This window comes from Tenacibaculum xiamenense (assembly GCF_964513065.1).
Taxonomy (GTDB): Bacteria; Bacteroidota; Bacteroidia; order Flavobacteriales; family Flavobacteriaceae; genus Polaribacter; species Polaribacter xiamenense.
The window spans coordinates 181,745-202,553 of sequence record NZ_CAZEQU010000034.1; the positions used below are offsets into that span (position 1 = coordinate 181,745).

18 protein-coding genes are annotated in these 20,809 nt (G+C 31.6%); 8 read left to right on the forward strand and 10 right to left on the reverse strand.

What is annotated here, in order from left to right; genetic code table 11:
- The first annotated feature begins 23 nt into the window (after nt 1-23).
- Together ACKTTV_RS15500 and ACKTTV_RS15505 are read left to right on the forward strand one after the other, a co-directional pair.
- Nucleotides 24-1,184: a lanthionine synthetase C family protein gene (locus tag ACKTTV_RS15500; RefSeq protein ID WP_408031772.1), complete on the forward strand. Its 1,161-nt coding sequence runs from the start codon at nt 24-26 to the stop codon at nt 1,182-1,184.
- Between the two features lie 144 nt (nt 1,185-1,328).
- Nucleotides 1,329-4,460, forward strand: a complete 3,132-nt coding sequence (locus ACKTTV_RS15505) for a lantibiotic dehydratase (RefSeq protein ID WP_408031773.1) — start codon at nt 1,329-1,331, stop codon at nt 4,458-4,460.
- Between the two features lies 1 nt (nt 4,461).
- Here the strand turns inward: ACKTTV_RS15505 and ACKTTV_RS15510 are convergent, their stop codons facing one another.
- The 5 genes from ACKTTV_RS15510 to ACKTTV_RS15530 all read right to left on the reverse strand — a co-directional run bounded on the left by ACKTTV_RS15510 (nt 4,462) and on the right by ACKTTV_RS15530 (nt 10,041).
- A complete protein-coding gene (locus tag ACKTTV_RS15510) occupies nt 4,462-5,673 on the reverse strand; it encodes a carboxypeptidase-like regulatory domain-containing protein (protein WP_408031774.1) in 1,212 nt (403 codons plus the stop codon).
- 82 nt (nt 5,674-5,755) lie between these two features.
- Complete coding sequence (locus ACKTTV_RS15515) at nt 5,756-7,780, reverse strand: M3 family metallopeptidase (RefSeq protein WP_408031775.1); 2,025 nt, start codon at nt 7,778-7,780, stop codon at nt 5,756-5,758.
- A 127-nt stretch (nt 7,781-7,907) separates the two neighbouring features.
- Nucleotides 7,908-8,387, reverse strand: coding sequence for a 5-(carboxyamino)imidazole ribonucleotide mutase (purE, locus tag ACKTTV_RS15520; RefSeq protein ID WP_408031776.1), 480 nt, complete (start codon nt 8,385-8,387; stop codon nt 7,908-7,910).
- Nucleotides 8,388-8,392: 5 nt separating this feature from the next.
- Nucleotides 8,393-9,550 carry a 5-(carboxyamino)imidazole ribonucleotide synthase gene (locus tag ACKTTV_RS15525; protein WP_408031777.1) on the reverse strand — a complete coding sequence of 386 codons (1,158 nt, stop codon included), beginning with the start codon at nt 9,548-9,550 and terminating at the stop codon, nt 8,393-8,395.
- Nucleotides 9,551-9,615: 65 nt separating this feature from the next.
- On the reverse strand, nt 9,616-10,041 hold the full coding sequence (locus tag ACKTTV_RS15530; RefSeq protein ID WP_408031778.1) for a Rieske (2Fe-2S) protein: 426 nt from the start codon (nt 10,039-10,041) through the stop codon (nt 9,616-9,618).
- Nucleotides 10,042-10,150: 109 nt separating this feature from the next.
- On the opposite strand from ACKTTV_RS15530, the gene greA reads away from it, so the two are divergent.
- Both greA and ACKTTV_RS15540 read left to right on the forward strand, forming a co-directional pair.
- A complete protein-coding gene (gene greA / locus ACKTTV_RS15535) occupies nt 10,151-10,624 on the forward strand; it encodes a transcription elongation factor GreA (protein WP_408031779.1) in 474 nt (157 codons plus the stop codon).
- Nucleotides 10,625-10,742: 118 nt separating this feature from the next.
- Nucleotides 10,743-11,135, forward strand: a complete 393-nt coding sequence (locus ACKTTV_RS15540; protein WP_408031780.1) for an HIT family protein — start codon at nt 10,743-10,745, stop codon at nt 11,133-11,135.
- A gap of 39 nt (nt 11,136-11,174) precedes the next feature.
- On the opposite strand, the gene ACKTTV_RS15545 is transcribed toward ACKTTV_RS15540, so the two are convergent.
- Nucleotides 11,175-12,323, reverse strand: a complete 1,149-nt coding sequence (locus tag ACKTTV_RS15545; RefSeq protein WP_408031781.1) for a sensor histidine kinase — start codon at nt 12,321-12,323, stop codon at nt 11,175-11,177.
- A gap of 76 nt (nt 12,324-12,399) precedes the next feature.
- Here ACKTTV_RS15545 and ACKTTV_RS15550 point away from each other — a divergent pair, with 76 nt between their 5' ends.
- Nucleotides 12,400-13,260 (forward strand): flavin reductase family protein, encoded by an 861-nt coding sequence (locus ACKTTV_RS15550; RefSeq protein ID WP_408031782.1) that lies wholly within the window; start codon nt 12,400-12,402, stop codon nt 13,258-13,260.
- Between the two features lie 7 nt (nt 13,261-13,267).
- Nucleotides 13,268-13,636: a DUF3127 domain-containing protein gene (locus tag ACKTTV_RS15555; RefSeq protein WP_408031783.1), complete on the forward strand. Its 369-nt coding sequence runs from the start codon at nt 13,268-13,270 to the stop codon at nt 13,634-13,636.
- Nucleotides 13,637-13,952: 316 nt separating this feature from the next.
- Here the strand turns inward: ACKTTV_RS15555 and ACKTTV_RS15560 are convergent, their stop codons facing one another.
- Nucleotides 13,953-14,582 (reverse strand): YqaA family protein, encoded by a 630-nt coding sequence (locus tag ACKTTV_RS15560; protein ID WP_408031784.1) that lies wholly within the window; start codon nt 14,580-14,582, stop codon nt 13,953-13,955.
- Nucleotides 14,583-14,662: 80 nt separating this feature from the next.
- Nucleotides 14,663-16,219 carry an NAD(P)/FAD-dependent oxidoreductase gene (locus ACKTTV_RS15565; RefSeq protein ID WP_408031785.1) on the reverse strand — a complete coding sequence of 519 codons (1,557 nt, stop codon included), beginning with the start codon at nt 16,217-16,219 and terminating at the stop codon, nt 14,663-14,665.
- Nucleotides 16,220-16,283: 64 nt separating this feature from the next.
- Here ACKTTV_RS15565 and ACKTTV_RS15570 point away from each other — a divergent pair, with 64 nt between their 5' ends.
- Both ACKTTV_RS15570 and aat read left to right on the forward strand, forming a co-directional pair.
- Nucleotides 16,284-17,663: a short-chain fatty acid transporter gene (locus ACKTTV_RS15570; protein ID WP_408031786.1), complete on the forward strand. Its 1,380-nt coding sequence runs from the start codon at nt 16,284-16,286 to the stop codon at nt 17,661-17,663.
- 169 nt (nt 17,664-17,832) lie between these two features.
- Nucleotides 17,833-18,456, forward strand: a complete 624-nt coding sequence (aat, locus tag ACKTTV_RS15575; RefSeq protein WP_408031787.1) for a leucyl/phenylalanyl-tRNA--protein transferase — start codon at nt 17,833-17,835, stop codon at nt 18,454-18,456.
- Between the two features lie 26 nt (nt 18,457-18,482).
- Here aat and ACKTTV_RS15580 read toward each other — a convergent pair whose 3' ends face one another.
- Nucleotides 18,483-19,799 carry a DEAD/DEAH box helicase gene (locus tag ACKTTV_RS15580; RefSeq protein ID WP_408031788.1) on the reverse strand — a complete coding sequence of 439 codons (1,317 nt, stop codon included), beginning with the start codon at nt 19,797-19,799 and terminating at the stop codon, nt 18,483-18,485.
- A 79-nt stretch (nt 19,800-19,878) separates the two neighbouring features.
- The gene (locus ACKTTV_RS15585) at nt 19,879-20,766 is read right to left on the reverse strand and encodes a DUF3667 domain-containing protein (RefSeq protein WP_408031789.1); all 888 of its coding nucleotides are present in this window, start codon (nt 20,764-20,766) and stop codon (nt 19,879-19,881) included.
- Nucleotides 20,767-20,809 lie beyond the last annotated feature (43 nt).

A 20,809-nucleotide genomic window follows, 5' to 3' on the forward strand; every position in this document is an offset into this window, starting at 1 on the left:
CTTCTTAAAATCATAAAAAATTTATGTTAGGTAATATAAACGAGACCGTTTATTTAATTTATAAAGAAGTTCAAAAGTCTCGAAAAACTGATTATTGTTTGCATGGAACGGGAGGAGGACAGCTATTGTTTCAATATATTGTAAAAAAGCTCGGTCTATACGATGTCAATGCAGTTTTTGAAGAAAGAATGATAGAATTTTTAGAAAACTTTGATAAGGTTAATAAGGTGTCGTTTTCTTCTGGAGTTTGCGGGAATATTTGGTTAATAAATTATTTATCACAACAAAATGTGATTGATGATTTATTGGTTGATATTAAGAATGAAATAAGAGAAATAATGGAAACGGCTTTTACATTCAACAAGTACGGGAATTATGATTTTTTACATGGTTCTTTGGGAGTGCTAAAGGTAGGGTACTCCTGTAAAAAAATAGTAGAAGCGGATTTTGTTGAAGACATTGCTAATTCTATTTTAGAAGGAGTTCAGGTAAGTGAAAAAGGTTATTATTATAAGAATTGGAAGGGAATATTTAAAAATATAGATACATCAAAGAGTGTTGATTTTAGTTTGTCTCATGGTTTAGCTTCTGTGGTAATAATTTTTTCTAAAAGTAGACATAAAGAAAGAAAAAAAATTGTAAGTAAAGTGTTACAATATATACAATCACATAAATCTAAAGGTAACACATTATCACTTTATCCCAATTTTGTAGGAAAGGATGAACCAATAATTTATGATTCAAGATTGGCTTGGTGTTATGGTGATTTGGGAATAGCTTATGCGTTTTGGCAAGCGGGAAAAGCATTTGATCATAAAGAATGGAAAGAAGAAGGCATAAATATTATGTTACATGCATCAAGACGGAGGAATTTAAAAGAAAACAAAGTGGTAGATGCCGGATTTTGCCACGGGACATCTGGTATTGCACATCTATACAATAGAATTTATAAGGAAACAAAAATTAAAAAGTTTGATGAAACTCGCAATTACTGGTTAGAACAAACTTTTTTGAAATTAGAAAAAAACAAAGTAGATAATTTTAAGTCTTGGCAAGGAGATCGTGGTTGGGTTAATAACATGGGGCTGCTTGAAGGTGTATCTGGAATAGGTTTAGTTTTGTTAGGTTTTCTAACTGATGAGGTCAATGATTTAAATTGGGATGAATGCTTGTTATTAAGTTAAAGAAATACCAGTATTGAAAGATTTAAAGGGAGGTGGTATCCTTATAAAAAGATAGGAATAAAGCAATATGTGATTGCATAAGTTGGTTTTCTATTGACTATATTAAAATATCACAAAACAATTGTTTAATCTAAGTTTATTTGTGTGAAATTTTTATCAAAAGTTATTTTTAGATCACCGCTTTATCCAACAACAAAAAAAATAAAAGAAAACGATCAAGCTTTTTTTGAAGGACTATATTTGTCAACACCCACTTTGTATAAAGAGTATCAGAAGCACTTAAATAAATCTTCAGAAGCCTCTGATAAAATAAAAAAATCATTATATAAATATCAATCCAGAGCAAGTAATAGATGTACTCCTTTTGGGTTGTTTGCAGGAATTGGTATAGGGTGTTGGGGAGATAAAAACGAAATTGAATTATCAGCAAGTTTAGGTGAAACATTGGTGCGTACAACAAGAATTGATATGAATGTTTTGTGTATGTTAACTCAACAAATAGCTGATAAAGAGTATATCAAACCGTATTTAAAATTTTATCCAAATACAAGTATTTATAAAGTAGGTAATACCTACCGTTATATTGAATATTACTATAAAAATAACAAGCGATATCATAACATAAGTAGCGTAGATTGTAATCCATATTTAACATTTATTTTAGAAAACACACAAGAAGGAAAGACAATTAATGAATTGGTTGATTTTTTAGTTGATGATCAAATAACAAAAGAAGAAGCAATATTTTTTATTAATGAGTTAATAGAATCTCAACTTCTAACTAATGATTTGGAAGCAAATTTAACAGGAGAAGATTATTTTAAAAAGATTTTTAATAAGGTAAAAGAAATAGTTAAATTAAATAAAAACAAAAATTCGACAGAGCTTTTAAATGTTTTAGAAAAAGTAAATAAGTTAATTAATAAAATTGACAGTAAGGTATTAAATTCAATAAAAACATATGAAACAATTCATATAGAGTTAAAAAAAATAATAGCTAATCTAACTGAAACTAATCTACTTCAAACGGATTTATTTAAAGAAGCAATTAGTAACAGTGTTGATAAAGAAATTAAAAATGAGTTAGAAAGAACATTGTTATTTTTAAACAAAATAACACCCGTAATACAAAAAAATAGTTTAACTAATTTTATAAAACGATTTCGAGATCGTTATGAAGATAACGAAGTGTCTTTACTTACTGCATTAGATACTGAAATTGGAGTAGGGTATTTAGAAAAGGATATAGAAGGAATTAACGAATTAATTGAAGGACTTCGTTTTAATTTTAAGAACAGTGAAAGTGAAATAAAATGGAATACATTACAATCTCATTTATTAAAACTAATAGTTAAAGCTACCAAAGAGAATAAAAAAGTAATTAAAATATCTGACAATGATTTTAAAGATATTGACTTTACAAAGAAAGAATTACCTACTTCTATGGCGGCGTTATTTAAAGTTGTTGAAGCCAGTACAAATAAAATTCATTTTAAAGGAGCTGGAGGAAGTAGCGCTATTAATATTTTAGGACGTTTTGGCTTAGGAAATAAAGACCTTCACAGCGTGGTTACTGAAATAGCCACCTTTGAGCAAGAACAATTTCCTGATAAAATTTTAGCAGAAATAATACACTTGCCAGAAAGTAGAACTGGGAATATTTTGGCAAGATCAAGTTTTAGAGATTATGAAATACCATATTTGGCAAAAAGCTCGCTAAAACCTGATTTTCAAATAAAAATGGAAAATCTCTTTATAAAAGTAAGAAGAAATAGAGTAATCCTATTTGACAAAAAGTTACAAAAAGAGATCATTCCTCGTTTGGGGAATGCCCACAATTATAGCTATAACAGTTTACCTGTATATCATTTTTTATGTGATTTGCAGTCTCAGTATTTTGAAAAATCCTATGTCGGTTTTAATTGGGGAGTCTTGGCAAGACAATTTGAATTTTTACCAAGAGTGGAATTCAATTCGACTATTTTAAGTTCCGCAAGGTGGCAAATTAGAAAAGAGCAATATAAAGAGTTATTGAATAAAGATTTAAGAAAGGATGAGAGATATGATTTATTTTTTAATTTCAAAAATAAATTAGAGCTACCGAACAAATTTTTAATAATAGAAGGAGATAATGAGCTGTTGATTGATGTAGAAAAAGAAATAGCTATTGATACGTTTTTGAATGTGATAAAAAATAGAGAAGAAATTATTTTAGAAGAATATTTGTTTTCTAACAAAGATGCCTTAATAACTAATACAAATGGAAATCATTATACAAATGAATGTGTTGCAATTATTTTAAATGGAAGAAAGAATAAAGAGCAGGTTAAAGATAATATTAAAGAAAAAGTAAATCAATCAAAGATTAAACAGTCTTTTACTATTGGTAGTGAATGGTTGTATTATAAAATATATACAGGAGTAAAAACATCAGATTTTGTTTTAATTGAAAAGATAAAAAAAATAACTGAAAAGCTACTGGAAAAAAAAGCAATTAATCATTGGTTTTTTATTAGATATATAGACTCTGACTATCATTTAAGAGTGCGATTTCGTATTTCAAATTTACAGTTGATAGGAAGTGTCATACAATATATAAATGATGAGCTAGAACCATTAATTAAACAAGATTTAGTTTCAAAAATTCAAGTTGACACGTATATCCGTGAATTAGAAAGGTATGGAAAAAACACCATAGAGCATGCGGAAGAATTATTTTGTTATGACAGTATATTTGTTACTAATTTCTTATCGGAAATCGACTTAGAATCAGGAAATACTATTCGCTGGCAAATGGCAATTAGGTCTGTAGATGTTTTTTTAAATGATTTTGGATATAATTTAAAAGAAAAATTTCAGTTGGTAACAGTATTAAGTACTATGTTTTTTGAAGAACATGGTGGGGGAAAAGCCTTAAAAGTAAGCTTAGATCGAAAATATAGATTTTTACAACCATTGATTGAAAATATTTTAAATGAAAACGGAGAGAAAGAATATTATTCTGTATTAAAACTATTAGAAGTTAGAAGCATGTCTAATATAAAAGTGATACAACAAATAAAGTTAATATATGAAAAAGGTGAGTTGGCAATACAAATGAACGATTTAGTTGCAAGTTTTCTACATATGAATTTAGACCGACTTTTTATGGGAAGAAACAGAACGAATGAATTTATCGTGTATGAAATGTTAAAGAGATATTATAAAAGTAAAATTGCAAGAATGATGTATCAAAAAAAAGCAGCTAATAACAATTATCATTTTAATAAAAAATAGCTTAGTTACTTGGAGGAGTGTAATCTAATGGCAAGGTATGAGCAAAAGCTTCAAACCCCCAATATCCTTCGTTAAAAACCGAAGTTGGATTGTCAACAACTCCAGAGGGAAACATTGTGACATTGCCATCCAACAGCACAATACTCGAACTTTGGACTCCACTTGATTTTTTAGTTTTACCGAACATACCAACCAAGTATGCTGGTTCTTCTGCTTCTTTTAAATAGGTAATGGAAAGAAAGTTCTCAAAGTCTAATTTAACTTCATTATCTTTTATAGTTACCATTTCTGAATATGGAACATTTCGCTTATACAGATAATCTCTAAATTTTGGTAATCTCATTTTCTGTAGTGTTACTATTGCACTATCAATTGCAGTTTTAGGAGTTGTTATCTTTTTTGATATATCAATTCTTCCAGCTAACTTTAACAATTCTCTCGCCTGTTTTATTTTTTCTTGTGAAGGTCTTTCAGGGTTTTTAATACGTTTAAATTGATTAACAACAAAACCTTCTTGCTTAAGAGTTTTATTCAATAGGCTTCTAAAAAAATGCATGCGTGATCCATGAAAAGCTGTAGCTCTATTTGCAAGCCATTTCTTCTTTAATTTTTTCTTTAAGTTTTTAAATTGAGAATAACCACTAAAAACCAATTGATCGGAGGTTATGGAAAAGTCTATTAACTCATAAGTAATTAGGTAACCCAAAGCTTTATTTTTTATTCTAATAGGTTTTTTTGAATAAGCTGATAGTGTATTTGTTTTCGTGTTAAAGTTGAAAAAAATATCCTTTTCGTTTATGATTATACATTCTTTGGCAAAATTGGTCTTGCCAAAAAAAGCGCGTTTAAACCTAGAAAGGTTATATTTCCATTCGTCATCATAAACTGTTTTTTTTACGATTACTTCATCTAAAACATTATTACTTGGGGTTAATTGGATTTTTAAATTTTCTTGTGATTCATTTTTGATTTTAACTAAGCGTTTTTCAAATCCAAGGAAAGAAATAATTAAATCATAATATCCGTTTTTTACTTTGAGCTCGAATTCACCTTTGTTATTGGTAATTGTTCCGATAGATGTATTATTTAAGTAAACAGAGGCTCCTTGCAAAGCTTCATTATTTTTTAAGAAAACTTTACCGCGAATAGTAATTTGACATAATAGTGTAGATGAATATAGGAAAGCAAGAAAAAGAAAAGTCCTTATTTTCATAAAGTTAGTTTTTATAAAAATAAGGACTTCTTTATCTAATAGAAAGTTAAAAAAGATTGTAACTCAATTTTAACTTAATTTTTTACTTAGCAATTAAGCCAGCACGTTTTAGCAGAGCATCAGAATTAGGTTCTTTACCTCTAAATCGTTTGTATAATTCCATTGGCTTTTCAGTACCTCCTTTAGAAAGTACATTTTCTTGAAACTTATTAGCCACATCCTTGTTAAAGATACCTTCTTCCTGAAAGTATTCAAAAGCATCTGCATCCAATACTTCCGCCCATTTATATGAATAATATCCAGAAGAATACCCCCCTTGAAATATGTGAGAAAAAGAAGTACTCATGCAATTCTCTTCAACATCAGGATATAGTTTTGTGTTAGAAAACGCTTCAGATTCAAATTCTTTAACTGAAGTAACCGATTCAGGAGATTCTCCAGCATGCCAACTCATGTCTAACAACCCAAAACTCAATTGTCTTAAGGTTTGCATTCCCTCATGGAAACTAGCGGATTCTTTGATTTTTTCAACGTACTCCATTGGAATTGTTTCACCAGTTTCGTAATGTTTAGCAAATAACTCTAGAGCCTCTTTTTCGTAACACCAATTTTCCAATACTTGACTAGGAAGTTCTACAAAATCCCATGAAACAGAAGTTCCAGATAAACTTCCATATGTTGTATTTGCTAGCATACCATGCAATGCATGCCCAAATTCATGGAATAAGGTGGTAACTTCATTAAAAGTTAATAAAGAAGGTTTAGTTTCGGTTGGTTTGGTGAAATTACAAACAATTGAAACTTGCGGGCGTTCATTAACTCCATTTAGTATTTGTTGAGATTTATAAGAGGTCATCCATGCACCGTTTCTCTTTCCTGGTCTTGGATGGAAGTCTGCATAAAAATAAGAGATAAAATTACCGTCATTATCAGAAACAGAATAGGTCTTTACATCTTCATGGTATTTGTCAATGGTATCAATTTCCTTGAAGTTTAACTTGAATAATCTATTCGCTATTTCAAAAACTCCATTGATCACATTTTCCAACTTGAAATATGGTTTTAATAGCTCTTGGTCAAGAGAAAATAGTTCTTTCTTTAATTTTTCCGAATAGTAGGCACTATCCCATTTTTCCAATCGATCAATATTATCGAGTTTTTTCGCGTAATTTTGAAGATTTGCAAACTCGCGCTCAGCTGCTGGTTTAGCCTTTTGCAACAAGTCGTTTAAAAAATCTAATACTTTTTCAGGTGTCTCAGCCATGCGTTCTTCCAAAACAAAATTTGCATGTGTTTTGTAACCTAGTAAGTTAGCTCTTTTATGACGTAGCTTTGTAATTTTTAAAACGATAGCTTCGTTATTGTATTCATTTTGTTGAAACCCCTTTTTTCCAAAAGCAACAGAAAGCTCTTTACGTAATCCTCTGTTATTAGCATAGGTCATAAAAGGAATATAACTTGGATAATCTAAAGTGATAACCCAACCATCTTTATTACGTTGCTTGGCTAACATTTTAGCACCCTCTTTAGCACTGTCAGGAAGCCCGGCTAAATCATTTTCATTGGTAATATGCATTTCGAAGTTATTAGTTTCGGCAAGTACATGTTCACCAAATTGTAATGAAAGTTTTGAAAGTTCGGTATCAATTTTACGGAGCTCCAGTTTATCTTCTTCGTTTAGGTTTGCACCATTTCGAGCAAAGCCTTTATATTGCTTGTCTAAAAGTGTTTCTTGTTCAGGAGTTAAGTCTAAATCACTTAATTGGTCATAAACTTTTTTAACACGAGCAAAAAGAGCTTCATTTAAAGTAATATCGTTTCTGAACTCACTTAACCATGGAGAAACTTCTTTTGCTATTTTTTGAATTTCTTCATTTGTTTCAGCAGAATTCAGGTTAAAAAATATAGAAGTAATTCTATCTAATTTTTGACCAGTGTTATCCAAAGCCACTGTTGTATTTTCAAAAGTAGGTTCTTCGGTATTTGAAATGATAACATCAATTTCCTTTTTTGCAAGAGCAATAGCCTCTTGTATGGCTGGTTTATAGTCTTTTTCTTGAATTTTAGAAAAGGGAGCGGTATCAAAATCTTTTAAAAGTGGATTCATTTTCTGATTCTTTAAAGTCAGTTTAAATTTTTAGAGACACTAATATAGGTATTATCTCATTGATATAAATAAAGAACCTCATAGATTTTGGGTCTACGAGGTTAGTTGTTTTTTTATTGAAAGACAATTATTTTCTAACTCTTTCAGAGGCTTTTTCAACCTTTAATTTTAGTCCTTCTTTGTAAGCAACAATTTTATCTAAAACACATTTATCAGAAGCTCCAATAATTTGAGCGGCTAAAATACCTGCATTCTTTGCTCCATCTAAAGCTACAGTAGCTACAGGAACACCTCCAGGCATTTGAAGAATAGATAAAACCGAATCCCATCCATCAATAGAATTTCTACTTTTTACGGGTACCCCAATTACAGGCAAAGGACTCATACTTGCAACCATACCAGGTAAGTGAGCAGCACCACCAGCACCAGCTACAATAACCTGAACACCTCTTTTGTGTGCGTTATTAGCATAATCGAATAACTTTTCAGGAGTTCTATGAGCGGAAACAATATCAACTTCTACTTTAATATCAAAACTCTCTAAAACATCAATTGCTTCTTGCATTATCGGAAGATCAGAGTCACTTCCCATTATAATTCCTACCATAATTTTTATTTAGCGATAACTTTTATAGTTTCTTTTACTTGTTGCGCAATTTCACGCGCTTTATTAACATCAGTATTTACAATAGTTACATGTCCCATCTTTCTAAATGGTTTTGTATGTTTTTTACCATATAAATGAGGCGTAACTCCTTCAATTTTCAATACTTCTTCAATATTCTTATAAATTACATCACCTGTATGACCTTCAGCTCCCACAAGGTTTACCATAATTCCAGCAACTTTGCTATCTGTATTTCCTAAGGGTAAATTTAAAATACTTCGAACGTGTTGTTCAAATTGACTTGTGTAACTTGCTTCGATAGAGTAGTGCCCTGAATTATGAGTTCTGGGAGCCACTTCATTTACTAAGATAGTGTCGTCTTCAGTTTGAAACATTTCAACGGCCAATAAACCAACAAAATCAAAAGCATCTGCAACATCTAGAGCTATTTTTCGAGCCTTGTTAGCTACAGTTTCATCGATTCTGGCTGGACAAATAACATATTCGACTTGGTTTGCTTCAGGATGAAACTCCATTTCAACCACAGGGTATGTTTTTATTTCTCCTGCTTTATTCCTTGCAACTATTACAGCTAATTCATTTTTAAAAGGAATTAACTTTTCAGCAATACATTCTCCAGAAGGTAAGTTTTGTAAATCATCAATCGATTTTACAATTTTTACACCATTTCCGTCATAACCAAATCTAGCAGATTTCCAAACGAAAGGAGTACTTACAGTATTTTCAAGGACTGCTTTTTCAAGATCTTCCTTCAAGGCAAACCTTGTAAAGTCTGCAGTAGGAATTCCTTGTTCATGATAAAATACTTTTTGTAAAGCTTTGTTTTGTATTGTTCTTAAATTTTTTGGTTTAGGAAAAATGGTAAGCCCTTCTTCTTCCAATTTATCTAAGGCATCGATATTTACATTTTCAATTTCTATAGTAAGTAAGTCAACTTGCTTTCCGAAATTATATACGGTATCAAAATCTAATAAGTCCCCTTGATGAAACTCATTACATATTTGAGCGCATGGCGCATTGGAATTACCATCTAAAATTACAGTGTAAATATCTAGTTTTTGCGTTTCAGTAAGTAACATTCTTCCTAATTGACCGCCACCCAGTACGCCCAATCTAAAATCTGAAGAGAAATAATTTTTCACGTTAAATCTGTTAGTTATGTTGTTGTAGCTGCAAAAATAAGAATCTATTTGGTAGTAAAATCAATTTAATTACTTATTTGTAAAGTACTACCACTTTGAGTAACGGTATATACTCTAGCTCCTCCAGCACAACTGTTTTCTCCAGAAATAATACTACCGTCAAGCATACTGTATTTGGTACCATCACAAGGACATTCCAATATTGGAGGGTTCACAATCATAGGAGTACCACAATCTCTATTAGGAGACTGTCTGTCTATGGCGATATATTGAGAAAAAGAACCTCCTGTACCTTTGTTAAAAAGTACTATACCATTGATACCACCATTAACAATGGCACTTCCATTTGGAGTAAGTAAACCATTTAATTGAGGGTTGTTTAAATCAAAAGATAAAGGTTGAATTGAGTTGTTAAAACAGTTGTTTTCAACCACACTATCACCGCAGCTAACAAAAGCTCCTATGAAAAGTGTTAAAAGAATTTTTTTCATTTGTTAAGTATATAGATGTAAACATAACGTTACGAATTTACGAAAATTTTGTACATTTGTAAGACAATCTCATCCCAAAGGGTATGAGATTTTTAAATTTAAAGAAGTTATGAGCAACGTATCTTATTATACAGAAGAAGGACTTAAAAAGTTAAAAGATGAATTAGCACACTTAGAGCAGGTGGAAAGACCTCGTGTGTCACAAGAGATAGCAGATGCCAGAGATAAAGGAGATTTAAGTGAAAATGCCGAATATCATGCCGCAAAAGAGGAGCAGTCGTTATTAGAAACTAAGATTGCAAAATTAAAGAATGTGGTTGCTAGTGCTAGAATTATAGATGAAAGTGAACTTGATACTTCTAAGGTATTAATCCATTCCATTGTAAAGATTAAAAATACAGTGAACAATATGGAGTTTACCTATACCTTAGTTGCAGATAGTGAAAGCGATATTAAAAATGGAAAATTATCAGTTAACTCTCCAATAGGTAAAGGTTTACTTGGTAAAGAGGTGGGAGATTTAGCAGAAATACAGGTTCCAAATGGTATTATGAAATTTGAAATAATGGATATCTCTCGCTAGAAGAAATTATAATTAAAAATTAAAATTGAAAATCGGGTTTTAGGAAACTAAAACTCGATTTCTTTTTTAACTTTACCCAGAGCTAACTAATTGAGAAAAAATTAAACTTAAAACTATTATGGCTAGTATATTTACAAAGATCGTTCAAGGAGAAATTCCATCGTATAAAATTGCTGAAGATGACAATTTTTTCGCTTTTCTTGATATTAATCCAAATGCTCCAGGGCATACTTTAGTTATTCCTAAAAGAGAAGAAAATAAATTATTTGACTTATCAGAAGATGAATACAGTGGTTTGATGGCTTTTTCATATCGTGTGGCAAAAGCTATTGAAAAAAGTGTTGACTGTGAGCGCGTAGGAATGAGTGTTATTGGTTTGGAAGTACCACATGTTCATGTACATTTAATTCCAATAAATAAGATGGATGACATGCGCTTTATTTCAAAAGCAAAACTAACTACTGACGAATTTTTTACTATTGCAGGGGAAATATCTCGTAACTTTCAATAAATAAAAACTGCAGTTAAACAAAATCTAAAGCTTTGGTATTTAGACTTTGTTTAACTGTATTTCAAATGTTGTACCTTTTCCGAGTTCAGATTTTTGAACAAATATTTTTCCTTTGTGGTAGCTCTCTACAATTCTTTTAGAAAGTGAAAGCCCTAGTCCCCATCCTCGCTTTTTCGTTGTAAATCCAGGTTTAAAAACATCTGAAAACTGAGATTTAGGAATTCCTTTTCCTGTATCAGATATATGAATAATTACACTTTTAGAAGCTTCTTTAACACTGACATTTATTTCTCCTTTACCAGCCATCGCATCAATAGCATTTTTGATTAGGTTTTCGATAACCCATCCAAATAGTTCGACACTAATTCTTGATATAATTGGCGTATCGGAAGCATTAAATGAAAATTGTACTTGTTTTGAACTACGAGATTCTAAATAAGTAAAAACCTTTTTCGTTTCACAAACGATGTCCTGCTCTTGTAAATTAGGTAAAGAACCAATTTTTGAAAATCTGTTGGCGATTATGTTTAATCTGTCGACGTCTTTTTCTATTTCCTGAACGTACATTTCATTGACTTCTTCTGCACGTAAGATTTCAATCCAACCTAGTAAAGACGATAAGGGAGTACCAATTTGATGAGCCGTTTCCTTAGCCATTCCTGTCCATAGTTTGTTTTGCTCTGCAATTTTATTTGATTTAAAAACCATGTAAATAATGGTTAAAAACAGAGCTAAAATTAAAAGTAAAGCTAAAGGATAGTATTTTAATTTATAAAGAAGGTCGGAGTTTCTGTAATAAATATATCTCTTTTGAGTGTTCTTGTAACTTACTTCAATAGGCTCATTTTGACTTTGCATTAAAGTTAGTTGATTTTTAAGGTATAACGAATCTAAACTTTTAATACTATCAAGGTTTTTACTACCTAAAATGCTTCCATTTGAATCGGTAAGAATAGCAGGGATGTTTTTGTTATTATCTATGATCTTCATTAACAGGGTAATGTCTGTATCAAGATCCGAGTTATTTAGTTCTTGATTAGCAGAAGCATAGAGTTCCATTTTCATACGTTCCTCTTCTTTAAATTTTTGAAAGAAGATATACGTATTCCAAAGAATTAATAAAACAATTATAAATGAAGCAAAAACGGCAATTCGTTTAAGCCAAAAGTTATTGTAAAAAAAACTCATACGTCAAATATAAACTATTCTTAGGTATAACTTCTTATTGGAAACTGTAGTATATTTACACTAAAATAAAAGAACAATGTTATCAATAGATCCTAAGAATATACCAACACAAAAATTACATGGGTATTTACTTGGAGCAGTCGCACCAAGACCAATTGCTTTTGCGAGTACCATTGATGAAAATGGTGTTCCAAATTTATCTCCTTTTAGTTTTTTTAATGTGTTTGGAGCAAACCCTCCAATCATGATTTTTTCTCCTGCAAGAAGCGTGAGAGCCAATACAACTAAACATACCTTGGATAATGCAGAAGCAACTAAAGAAGTGGTTGTAAATGTTGTGAACTATGATATAGTACAACAAATGTCGTTAAGCAGTACTATGTATCCAAAAGGAGTTAACGAATTTGAAAAAGCAGGTTTAACCATGTTACCTTCTGATGAAGTAAAACCATTTAGAGTAGCTGAGTCTCCTGTACAGTTTGAATGTAAGGTAAAAGATATTATTTATACAGGAAGTGAAGGAGGAGCTGGAAACTTAATTGTCTGCGAAGTAGTTAAATTACATATTAATGAAGATGTTTTGGCTGAGGATGGAAGTATTGATCAGTACAAAATTGACTTAGTTGCCAGAGCAGGAGGGAGTTACTATAGTAGAGCTAGAGACGGTTTCTTTGAAATCCCTAAACCGTTGTCAACACTGGGCATAGGAGTAGATCAAATTCCTTTTGAAATTAAAAACAGTAAGGTGTTAACAGGTAATAATTTGGGAATGTTAGGCAATGTGGAGCAGCTTCCTACTGAAGATGATGTTAATAACTTTGCTAAAGAACATGGGCAGTTTGTTGGTGTATCTGAAGAAAAAAAGCATACTTTTGCACAAGAGTATTTAGAAAATAACGACGTAGAAAGTGCTTGGAAAGTACTTTTATTAAAATAGAAAAGTAATGGAAGTAATTGGTAAAATTAAATTAATCAACGAAACACAAACCTTCGGAAGCAACGGATTTAGAAAGCGTGAATTGGTAGTAACTACTGATGAGCAATATCCACAAATGATTTTAATTGAGTTTATTCAAGATAAGTGTGATTTATTAGATGCTTATCAGGTAGGACAAGATGTAAAAGTTTCGATTAATTTAAGAGGTAGAGAGTGGATTAATCCACAAGGAGAGGCAAAATACTTTAATTCTGTACAAGGATGGAGAATTGAGAACTTAGCTCAAGCTGCTTCTCAAAACATTCCGCCAGCAGATAACTTTGCTCCAGCTCCAGATTTATCTTCAGATAATGAGCCAGATGATTTACCTTTCTAAGTAAAACATACATAAGAAATATTAAAAGAGCGATGATCGCTCTTTTTTTTGTGAAAATATTAAGGATTTCTGCGGAAATTTACATTTTATTTAACGGAAAACACATTTTTTAACAAGAGAACGCAACTTATATTTGTAGTATTATTTCTCAGCTAATGAGGATTAATTTAAGGGGAAACAAACCTTCTAGGATAAAAACTAGAAGGTTTTAGCTAAAATCGACTTTTAAGAAGGGTGTATATATATAAAGCACCGTAATTGATTAGATAAAATTCAAAATCAATTACGGTGTATTTTTTTATAAAGGCTCTCAGGTTTAACTAACCATACTAAAGATAGCCCATGCGTAAATTGCAAATCGTAAAAAACGGAATAGTCCAAAAACAACAACACCTTTAAACGGATACTTGATCATTCCAGCTGTCATACAACTGATTGAAAAAGGAAGTGGTAAAAGTGCTCCTACCAATATTAAAAAACCACCCCATTTGCTGGTGTTCTTTAAGTGCTTTGCCATTTTTACTTCTAAGTATTGTTTTACTGACTTTATTTTAAGTGCGGATCTTCCTATAAAATAGGAAATAATTCCACCAGAATACGATAAAAAGGCAAGAATGGAAAGATTTATAACAGGCTCTGAGGTTTTTTTCGACCAAGCAATAAAAATCTCAGGAGGAATTAAACCTAAAAGTGTTTCAGAAATAAAAAATGTAATTAAAACACCTACTCTGGAGAAGGTTTCTGTCATTGCTTGAAGCCCATCGTTGATATTATAAACATACTTATTGAAAAGTATTAGTCCAACAACTACAGCTACAATAGGCCAAAAGGCTTTTTTCAAACTTTCCCAAATAAACATATAAAACCCCGTTCGTTTATAATAAACATGAAGCCTTTTCGCTTTGGGGGTCTTATTCTTTTTCCTTTCTTTCTTATTATTTTTCATCCGATACCTTTTTCACTCTGTTCTTAGAACGTGCAAAAATACGAGGTAATCACAGATAAATCAAACAAATAATGTTATAATTACAATAATTGGATAGCAGCTTCAGCACAACGTTCGCCGTCCATTGCAGCGGAAATAATTCCACCGGCATATCCACCACCTTCACCACATGGAAATAGTCCCTTAATTTCAGGGTGCTCTAAATTTTCTTTTCTAGGAATATTAACAGGAGAGGAAGTACGAGATTCTACACCTACAATATTAGCTTCCTCTGTATAATATCCGTGCATTTTTTTCCCAAAAGCGGCAAATCCTTTTCTCAATCTACCTCCAATTATTTTTGGAAGTAAAGAGTGTAATGGAGACGAATTTAATCCTGGTTGATAAGAAGTTTCGTTTAAACTAGGAGATAGTCGTCCTTCCACAAAATCTGTGAGTCTTTGTGCGGGTGCGGTTTGCGTTCTTCCACCAGCATTAAAAGCCAGTTTTTCTAAATCTTTTTGAAACTGAAGCCCTTTGAATACACCAAACTCCTCGTATTTAGGTAAATCTTTATCTACATTTATCTCAACGACAATTCCAGAGTTGGCAAATTTATTATTCCTTCTCGAAGGAGACATTCCATTTACAACTACTTCACCATTTGCAGTAGCTGCAGGAACTATAAAGCCTCCAGGACACATACAAAACGAATAAACACCTCTGTTATTTACTTGATGAACTAAACTGTAGGCCGCCGCAGGTAAAAGTTCATCTCTTTGACCTGAGCAACTATATTGAATTTGATCTATTAGTTCTTGTGGATGTTCTACACGAACTCCCATAGCGAATGACTTTGCTTTTAGAAGAATATTTTTTCTATTAAGAAGTTCATAGACATCTCTTGCAGAATGTCCTGTTGCTAAAATTACGGCATTAACTGATAGCTCCTTCCCATTTTGTATTTGAATGGCTTTAAGCTCATTATTTTTTACAACAAAATCAACAACTCGTGATTCAAAATGAACTTCGCCACCAAAATGTAAAATGGTTTCACGAATGTTTTTAATTATTTTCGGGAGTTTATTTGTTCCGATATGTGGATGTGCATCAATTAGAATTTCTTCAGTGGCACCATGATATACTAGGTTTTCGAAAATACGCCTAACATCGCCTCGTTTTAAACTTCGTGTATATAGTTTTCCATCGGAATAGGTACCAGCACCACCTTCACCAAAACAATAGTTCGAATCTTCATTTACCTCATGAAACTGATTTATAGCCCTTAAATCCCGTCTTCTATCCTGAACATTTTTACCTCTTTCAAGAACAATAGGTTTATAACCAAGTTCAATACATCGAAGTGCAGCATACATTCCGGCTGGTCCGAAACCTATAATATGGATTTCTTTGTCGTTTGAAACATCTTTATAATCAAACTGGTATTCAGCGCTTTGCGGAGCAGGTTCGTTAATATAAACAGCTACCTTATAATTGAAAATAACTTCTTTTTTACGTGCATCAATTGATTTACGAAGTACTTTAATACTTGTAATTTCATTTGCTCGTATACCTAATTTTTTAGCAGCTTTCTTTTTAAGAATATTCTCTATTCGTTCTTCTGTTAAATTAACACGTAGTTGAAGTTCTTTCATCATCCTGCAAAACTAGTTAAAACAATTTAGTCTATTTGATTATTTTTATCAAATCAAACTTTAAACAATGAAGATTACTCAGCTCATAGAAAATGTATTTAAGAAATATTTGCCGTCTCCTTTTACTATAGCCATTTTATTAACGTTAATAACTTTTGCTTTAGGAGTGGTTTTTACGAAACCCGAGAGTAGTAATTTATCTATGTACTCATTGGAAGTATTGTCTTTTTGGGAAAAGGGTGTTTGGACCAATGGTTTGTTGGTATTTGCTTACCAAATGATGCTAATTTTAGTCTTAGGACATGTTTTGGTGTTGAGTAAGCCCGTAAGTAATTTAATTCTACATGTAACAAAATATTGTACTAATACAGCTACTTCTGCGGCAATCGTTAGTTGTACAACAATGTTAGTAGCGTTTTTTAATTGGGGTTTAGGCTTAATTTTTGGAGCATTACTTGCTAGAAAAGTAGCTGAACATGCGCAATCGAGAAATATTCCATTGAACTATCCAATAATTGGTGCGGCAGGTTATGTTGGTCTTATGGTATGGCATGGTGGTATTTCAGGATCGGCTCCAATCAAAATAAATGAAACTGGTCATATCAAAAGTATCATGAAATCTGTTTCTTCTGAAAAGGCTTTGGCTCAAATTCCTGAGCTGATTGATTATTCGGAAACTGTTTTTAGTTGGTGGAATTTACTCATTTTTTTATTGGTGCTCATCGGTGTTACATTTACGTTTTACTTCTTAGGGAAGAAATCTAAAGCAACTCTAATTAACTTACCTGAGTATAATTTAAATTCAGAGGAAAAAGGAAAGACTCAAGCAGAAAAGTTAGATAGTTCGAAATGGCTGGCTTATATTTTTGGCTTGGTGATTTTGATAGCATTTTTTTATCGATATTCAAATGATATACTCGCGTTAAAAATCACACCTAACCTGATCAATTTTTTTATGTTGGGATTAGGAATTATTCTTCATGGAAGTTTTAAAAAGTTTACAAATGCCATTGGTGAATCCATTAGTGATGTTTCTGGTATTTTGATCCAATTTCCTCTATATTTCGGAATTATGGGAATTATGAAAAGTACTGGAATGGTTACCTTAATTTCTGATTTCTTTGTATCTGTTTCAACTGCAACTACTTTGCCTTTATTCACCTTTTTTAGTGCAGGATTGGTCAATATTTTTGTTCCAAGTGGCGGTGGACAATGGGTTGTACAAGGACCTATTGTTGTTGAAAGTGCCCTACAATTAGGGGTGCCTTTACCAAAAGCTATTATGGCTATGGCTTATGGTGATCAAGTGACAAATATGTTGCAACCTTTTTGGGCGTTGCCATTATTAGGAATAACGAAATTAAAAGCGCGTGAAATACTTCCCTATACCTTAATTGCAATGCTCGTTGGAAGTGCCATATACTTGCTAGGGTTGTTGATTTTTTAATGAATTTTTTATGATTCGTTATATATGTTCATTCCTATTGTTAAAAATAATAGTATGAAGTTTAAAAGCTTCAGGATTTAGTATTTTTCATTTCTAGATAAAATGCATAAATTTAATAACGTTGAAAAGTGGTATTTTTGACGATTGAATATTGGTAATAGGGTGTATAATGATTTGGTTAGGTAAAGAAATTTCATTTCCTCCAAATAGTATAGCTTCAGAGGAAGGTATTATTGCGTTGGGAGGAGATTTATCAGTTGAAAGACTGAAACATGCTTATGAAAGAGGAATTTTTCCTTGGTTTAATGAAGGAGAACCAATAGTTTGGTATAGTCCTCATGAAAGAATGGTTCTTTTTCCAGAAGAGGTTAAGATTTCGAAATCAATGAAACAAGTTCTTAGAAAGAATGATTATGTAATCACTGAAAACAAAGCCTTTGCTGAGGTTATTTTCAACTGCAAATATATTCATAGGTCAGATCAGTTTGGAACTTGGATAACTGATGATATGCAACAGGCTTATCTAGATTTGTATAGAGCTGGATTGGCAAAATCAATAGAAGTTTGGCGAGACAACAAAATTGTTGGAGGCTTGTACGGTGTTGATGTTGGAAACGGTGTTTTTTGTGGAGAAAGCATGTTTAGTAAAGAGAGTAATATGAGTAAAGTAGCTTTTATCCATCTGGCAAAAAACTGTAATTACAAATTAATCGATTGCCAAGTTTACAATGATCACTTGGCAAGTTTGGGGGCTAGAGAAATTTCAAGAAAAGAATTTTTAAATTGGTTGTAACCTGTTATAAACGGGTTGTTTGTTTTTTAACTTTTATCACCTAGCTTACTTTTTTTTGTGAAGTTCTTTTTGCTCTTGTAATTTGATCTTTTAGAATATCGACTTCTACTGTTTTTTTTGTTTTTATTACGCGATTGATGTTTTTTTTGATTGTTGGAGGTTTCTTTTCTTTCTTTTTGTATTGGTTTTGTTTCTGTTTCTTTAGAATCATCCATGAAAGGATGTTCGCCTAAATGAGGTACCTTCTGTTTAATTAACTTTTCAATATCTTTTAAATAAGGTCGTTCTTCATTCATACAGAAAGAAATAGCCGTACCAGAAGCATTAGCTCTTCCCGTCCTTCCAATACGGTGCACATAGGTTTCAGGTACATTTGGTAAGTCATAATTTATTACAAGAGATAAATCATCTACATCAATACCTCTTGCTGCGATATCAGTAGCTACTAAAACTTTAAGCTTTCCTTCTTTAAAAGAGGTTAATGCTTTTTGCCTTGCTATTTGTGATTTATTACCATGAATGGCAGCTGATTTAATACCAACATTATCTAGTTTTTTAACAATTTTATTTGCCCCATGCTTCGTTCTAGAAAAAACAAGAATAGAATCATTTTTAGTTTGCTCTAAAAGATGGATTAATAACTTGGGTTTATTTTGTTTGCTCACGAAATAAATACCTTGAGTTACTTTTTCCGCAGTTGCTTGTTGTGGCTTAATAGTAACTCTTTCAAAGTCACCTAACATTTTTTTAGAAAGCTCAACAATAGATTTAGGCATTGTAGCAGAGAAAAACAATGACTGTCGCTTAGGTGGTAGTTTTGTAATTATTTTTTTAATATCATGAATAAAGCCCATGTCTAACATTTGATCAGCTTCATCGAGCACAACATATTTCAAATCTTTAAAAGAAACATGTCCAAGACTCATTAAATCGAGCAGACGTCCCGGGGTAGCTATTAAAATATCGACTCCATATTTTAATGTTTTGATTTGCTGTACAGGTTTTACCCCACCAAAAATCATAGCAGCTTTTAAGTTTGTATACTTTATATAAGCATTGAAATTATCTCCTATTTGAATGGCCAATTCTCTAGTTGGCGCAATCACTAAAGCCTTTATTTTTCGTTTACCTTTTGCTGTTTTATTCTCAATTATTAAATTATTTAATATGGGAATACCAAAGGCAGCAGTTTTCCCAGTTCCAGTTTGTGCAACCCCTAACAGGTCTTTTCCTTTAAGTAAAACAGGAATGGACTTTTCTTGTATTGGTGTCGGGCGTTCATATCCTTGTTCATTAAGTGCTTTGAGTAAAGCTCTTTCTAACCCTAATTCGTTAAATGTCATATAGAAGTATAAGCGGCAAAAGTAACCTTATATTTATCAATTGACACTACTATTATAATAATTATAACAAATAAAAATTCTAAGACAAGAAAAAGGCTTTTAAACTATTTGATAAGCTTGGGTTAAATTTCTTAATTAAGGAGAGACTCAGGACTGTTAAAACAAAAATAATAATCATAGAAACAACAAATACGACGAAAAGCATAACAAAAAAACGTAAAAGTTTTACTATAGCCTGTTTTATATTAAGCTCGTATAATCTTTTAAATGAATATAAATAATACAAAACTGATACAATCATACTATAAAAGAATAGCGATGGATTGATAAAAACTGTGAATAGAAAAATAATACCAGTGAAAAACATTGTAGTTCCTGATAAGAAAGAGTTTATGATAATATGTTCACCGTAGTTATGCGGTTTTCTAAACGTCCACTTACTTATTAGAGCATAGATTGGAAGGGATAAAAAAGTAATTAAATTGAAGAACTTTAGAAAATATGATAAGTATAGATCAAGAAACTTTAAATGCGCTTTTGCCTGAGCTTTTTCATTACTCAATTTCTTGAATTCTTCGGAATTAAGATCTTTTATAGCTGATAAATCTTTATTAGCTGAAACTTTAAGTTTTTCAATTTGTGTTTTATTAATAGCATATTGCATTTGAGAAAAACTTCCCTGAAAAATATTGAAAAGAACAAGCGAGGCAGCTGCACCGACTGCTAAATATGCGAACGGATTTACATATTTTTTTCGAACTCCACCCAAATATTCGTTGAGTACTACTTCAGGTTTAATCACCATTCCTTTTAGAGTTCGAAAAAACAAGCTGTCTATACCAAGCATGGCAAAAAGCTCCATAATTAAAAAACGAAAGGTAATTCGTTCTTTGATTACTTTGGCTCCACATTTTTCACAGAATAAATCGTCTTCTTCTAACGTATGGTTACAGTTTTTGCAATTCATTTTTGGTAGTTTAGTTTGTTTTCTTGGGATAAAAATATAGAAA

Bases quoted from the DNA above. Each gene is read 5' to 3' on its own strand.
- ACKTTV_RS15560 (WP_408031784.1), bottom strand. From the start codon at position 14,582: ATGAAAAATAATAAGAAAGAAAGGAAAAAGAATAAGACCCCCAAAGCG.
- ACKTTV_RS15510 (WP_408031774.1), bottom strand. From the start codon at position 5,673: ATGAAAATAAGGACTTTTCTTTTTCTTGCTTTCCTATATTCATCTACA.
- aat (WP_408031787.1), top strand. From the start codon at position 17,833: ATGATTTGGTTAGGTAAAGAAATTTCATTTCCTCCAAATAGTATAGCT.
- ACKTTV_RS15555 (WP_408031783.1), top strand. From the start codon at position 13,268: ATGGAAGTAATTGGTAAAATTAAATTAATCAACGAAACACAAACCTTC.
- ACKTTV_RS15570 (WP_408031786.1), top strand. From the start codon at position 16,284: ATGAAGATTACTCAGCTCATAGAAAATGTATTTAAGAAATATTTGCCG.
- ACKTTV_RS15565 (WP_408031785.1), bottom strand. From the start codon at position 16,219: ATGATGAAAGAACTTCAACTACGTGTTAATTTAACAGAAGAACGAATA.
- ACKTTV_RS15545 (WP_408031781.1), bottom strand. From the start codon at position 12,323: ATGAGTTTTTTTTACAATAACTTTTGGCTTAAACGAATTGCCGTTTTT.
- ACKTTV_RS15540 (WP_408031780.1), top strand. From the start codon at position 10,743: ATGGCTAGTATATTTACAAAGATCGTTCAAGGAGAAATTCCATCGTAT.
- greA (WP_408031779.1), top strand. From the start codon at position 10,151: ATGAGCAACGTATCTTATTATACAGAAGAAGGACTTAAAAAGTTAAAA.
- ACKTTV_RS15585 (WP_408031789.1), bottom strand. From the start codon at position 20,766: ATGAATTGCAAAAACTGTAACCATACGTTAGAAGAAGACGATTTATTC.
- ACKTTV_RS15500 (WP_408031772.1), top strand. From the start codon at position 24: ATGTTAGGTAATATAAACGAGACCGTTTATTTAATTTATAAAGAAGTT.
- ACKTTV_RS15550 (WP_408031782.1), top strand. From the start codon at position 12,400: ATGTTATCAATAGATCCTAAGAATATACCAACACAAAAATTACATGGG.
- ACKTTV_RS15530 (WP_408031778.1), bottom strand. From the start codon at position 10,041: ATGAAAAAAATTCTTTTAACACTTTTCATAGGAGCTTTTGTTAGCTGC.
- ACKTTV_RS15580 (WP_408031788.1), bottom strand. From the start codon at position 19,799: ATGACATTTAACGAATTAGGGTTAGAAAGAGCTTTACTCAAAGCACTT.
- ACKTTV_RS15515 (WP_408031775.1), bottom strand. From the start codon at position 7,780: ATGAATCCACTTTTAAAAGATTTTGATACCGCTCCCTTTTCTAAAATT.
- purE (WP_408031776.1), bottom strand. From the start codon at position 8,387: ATGGTAGGAATTATAATGGGAAGTGACTCTGATCTTCCGATAATGCAA.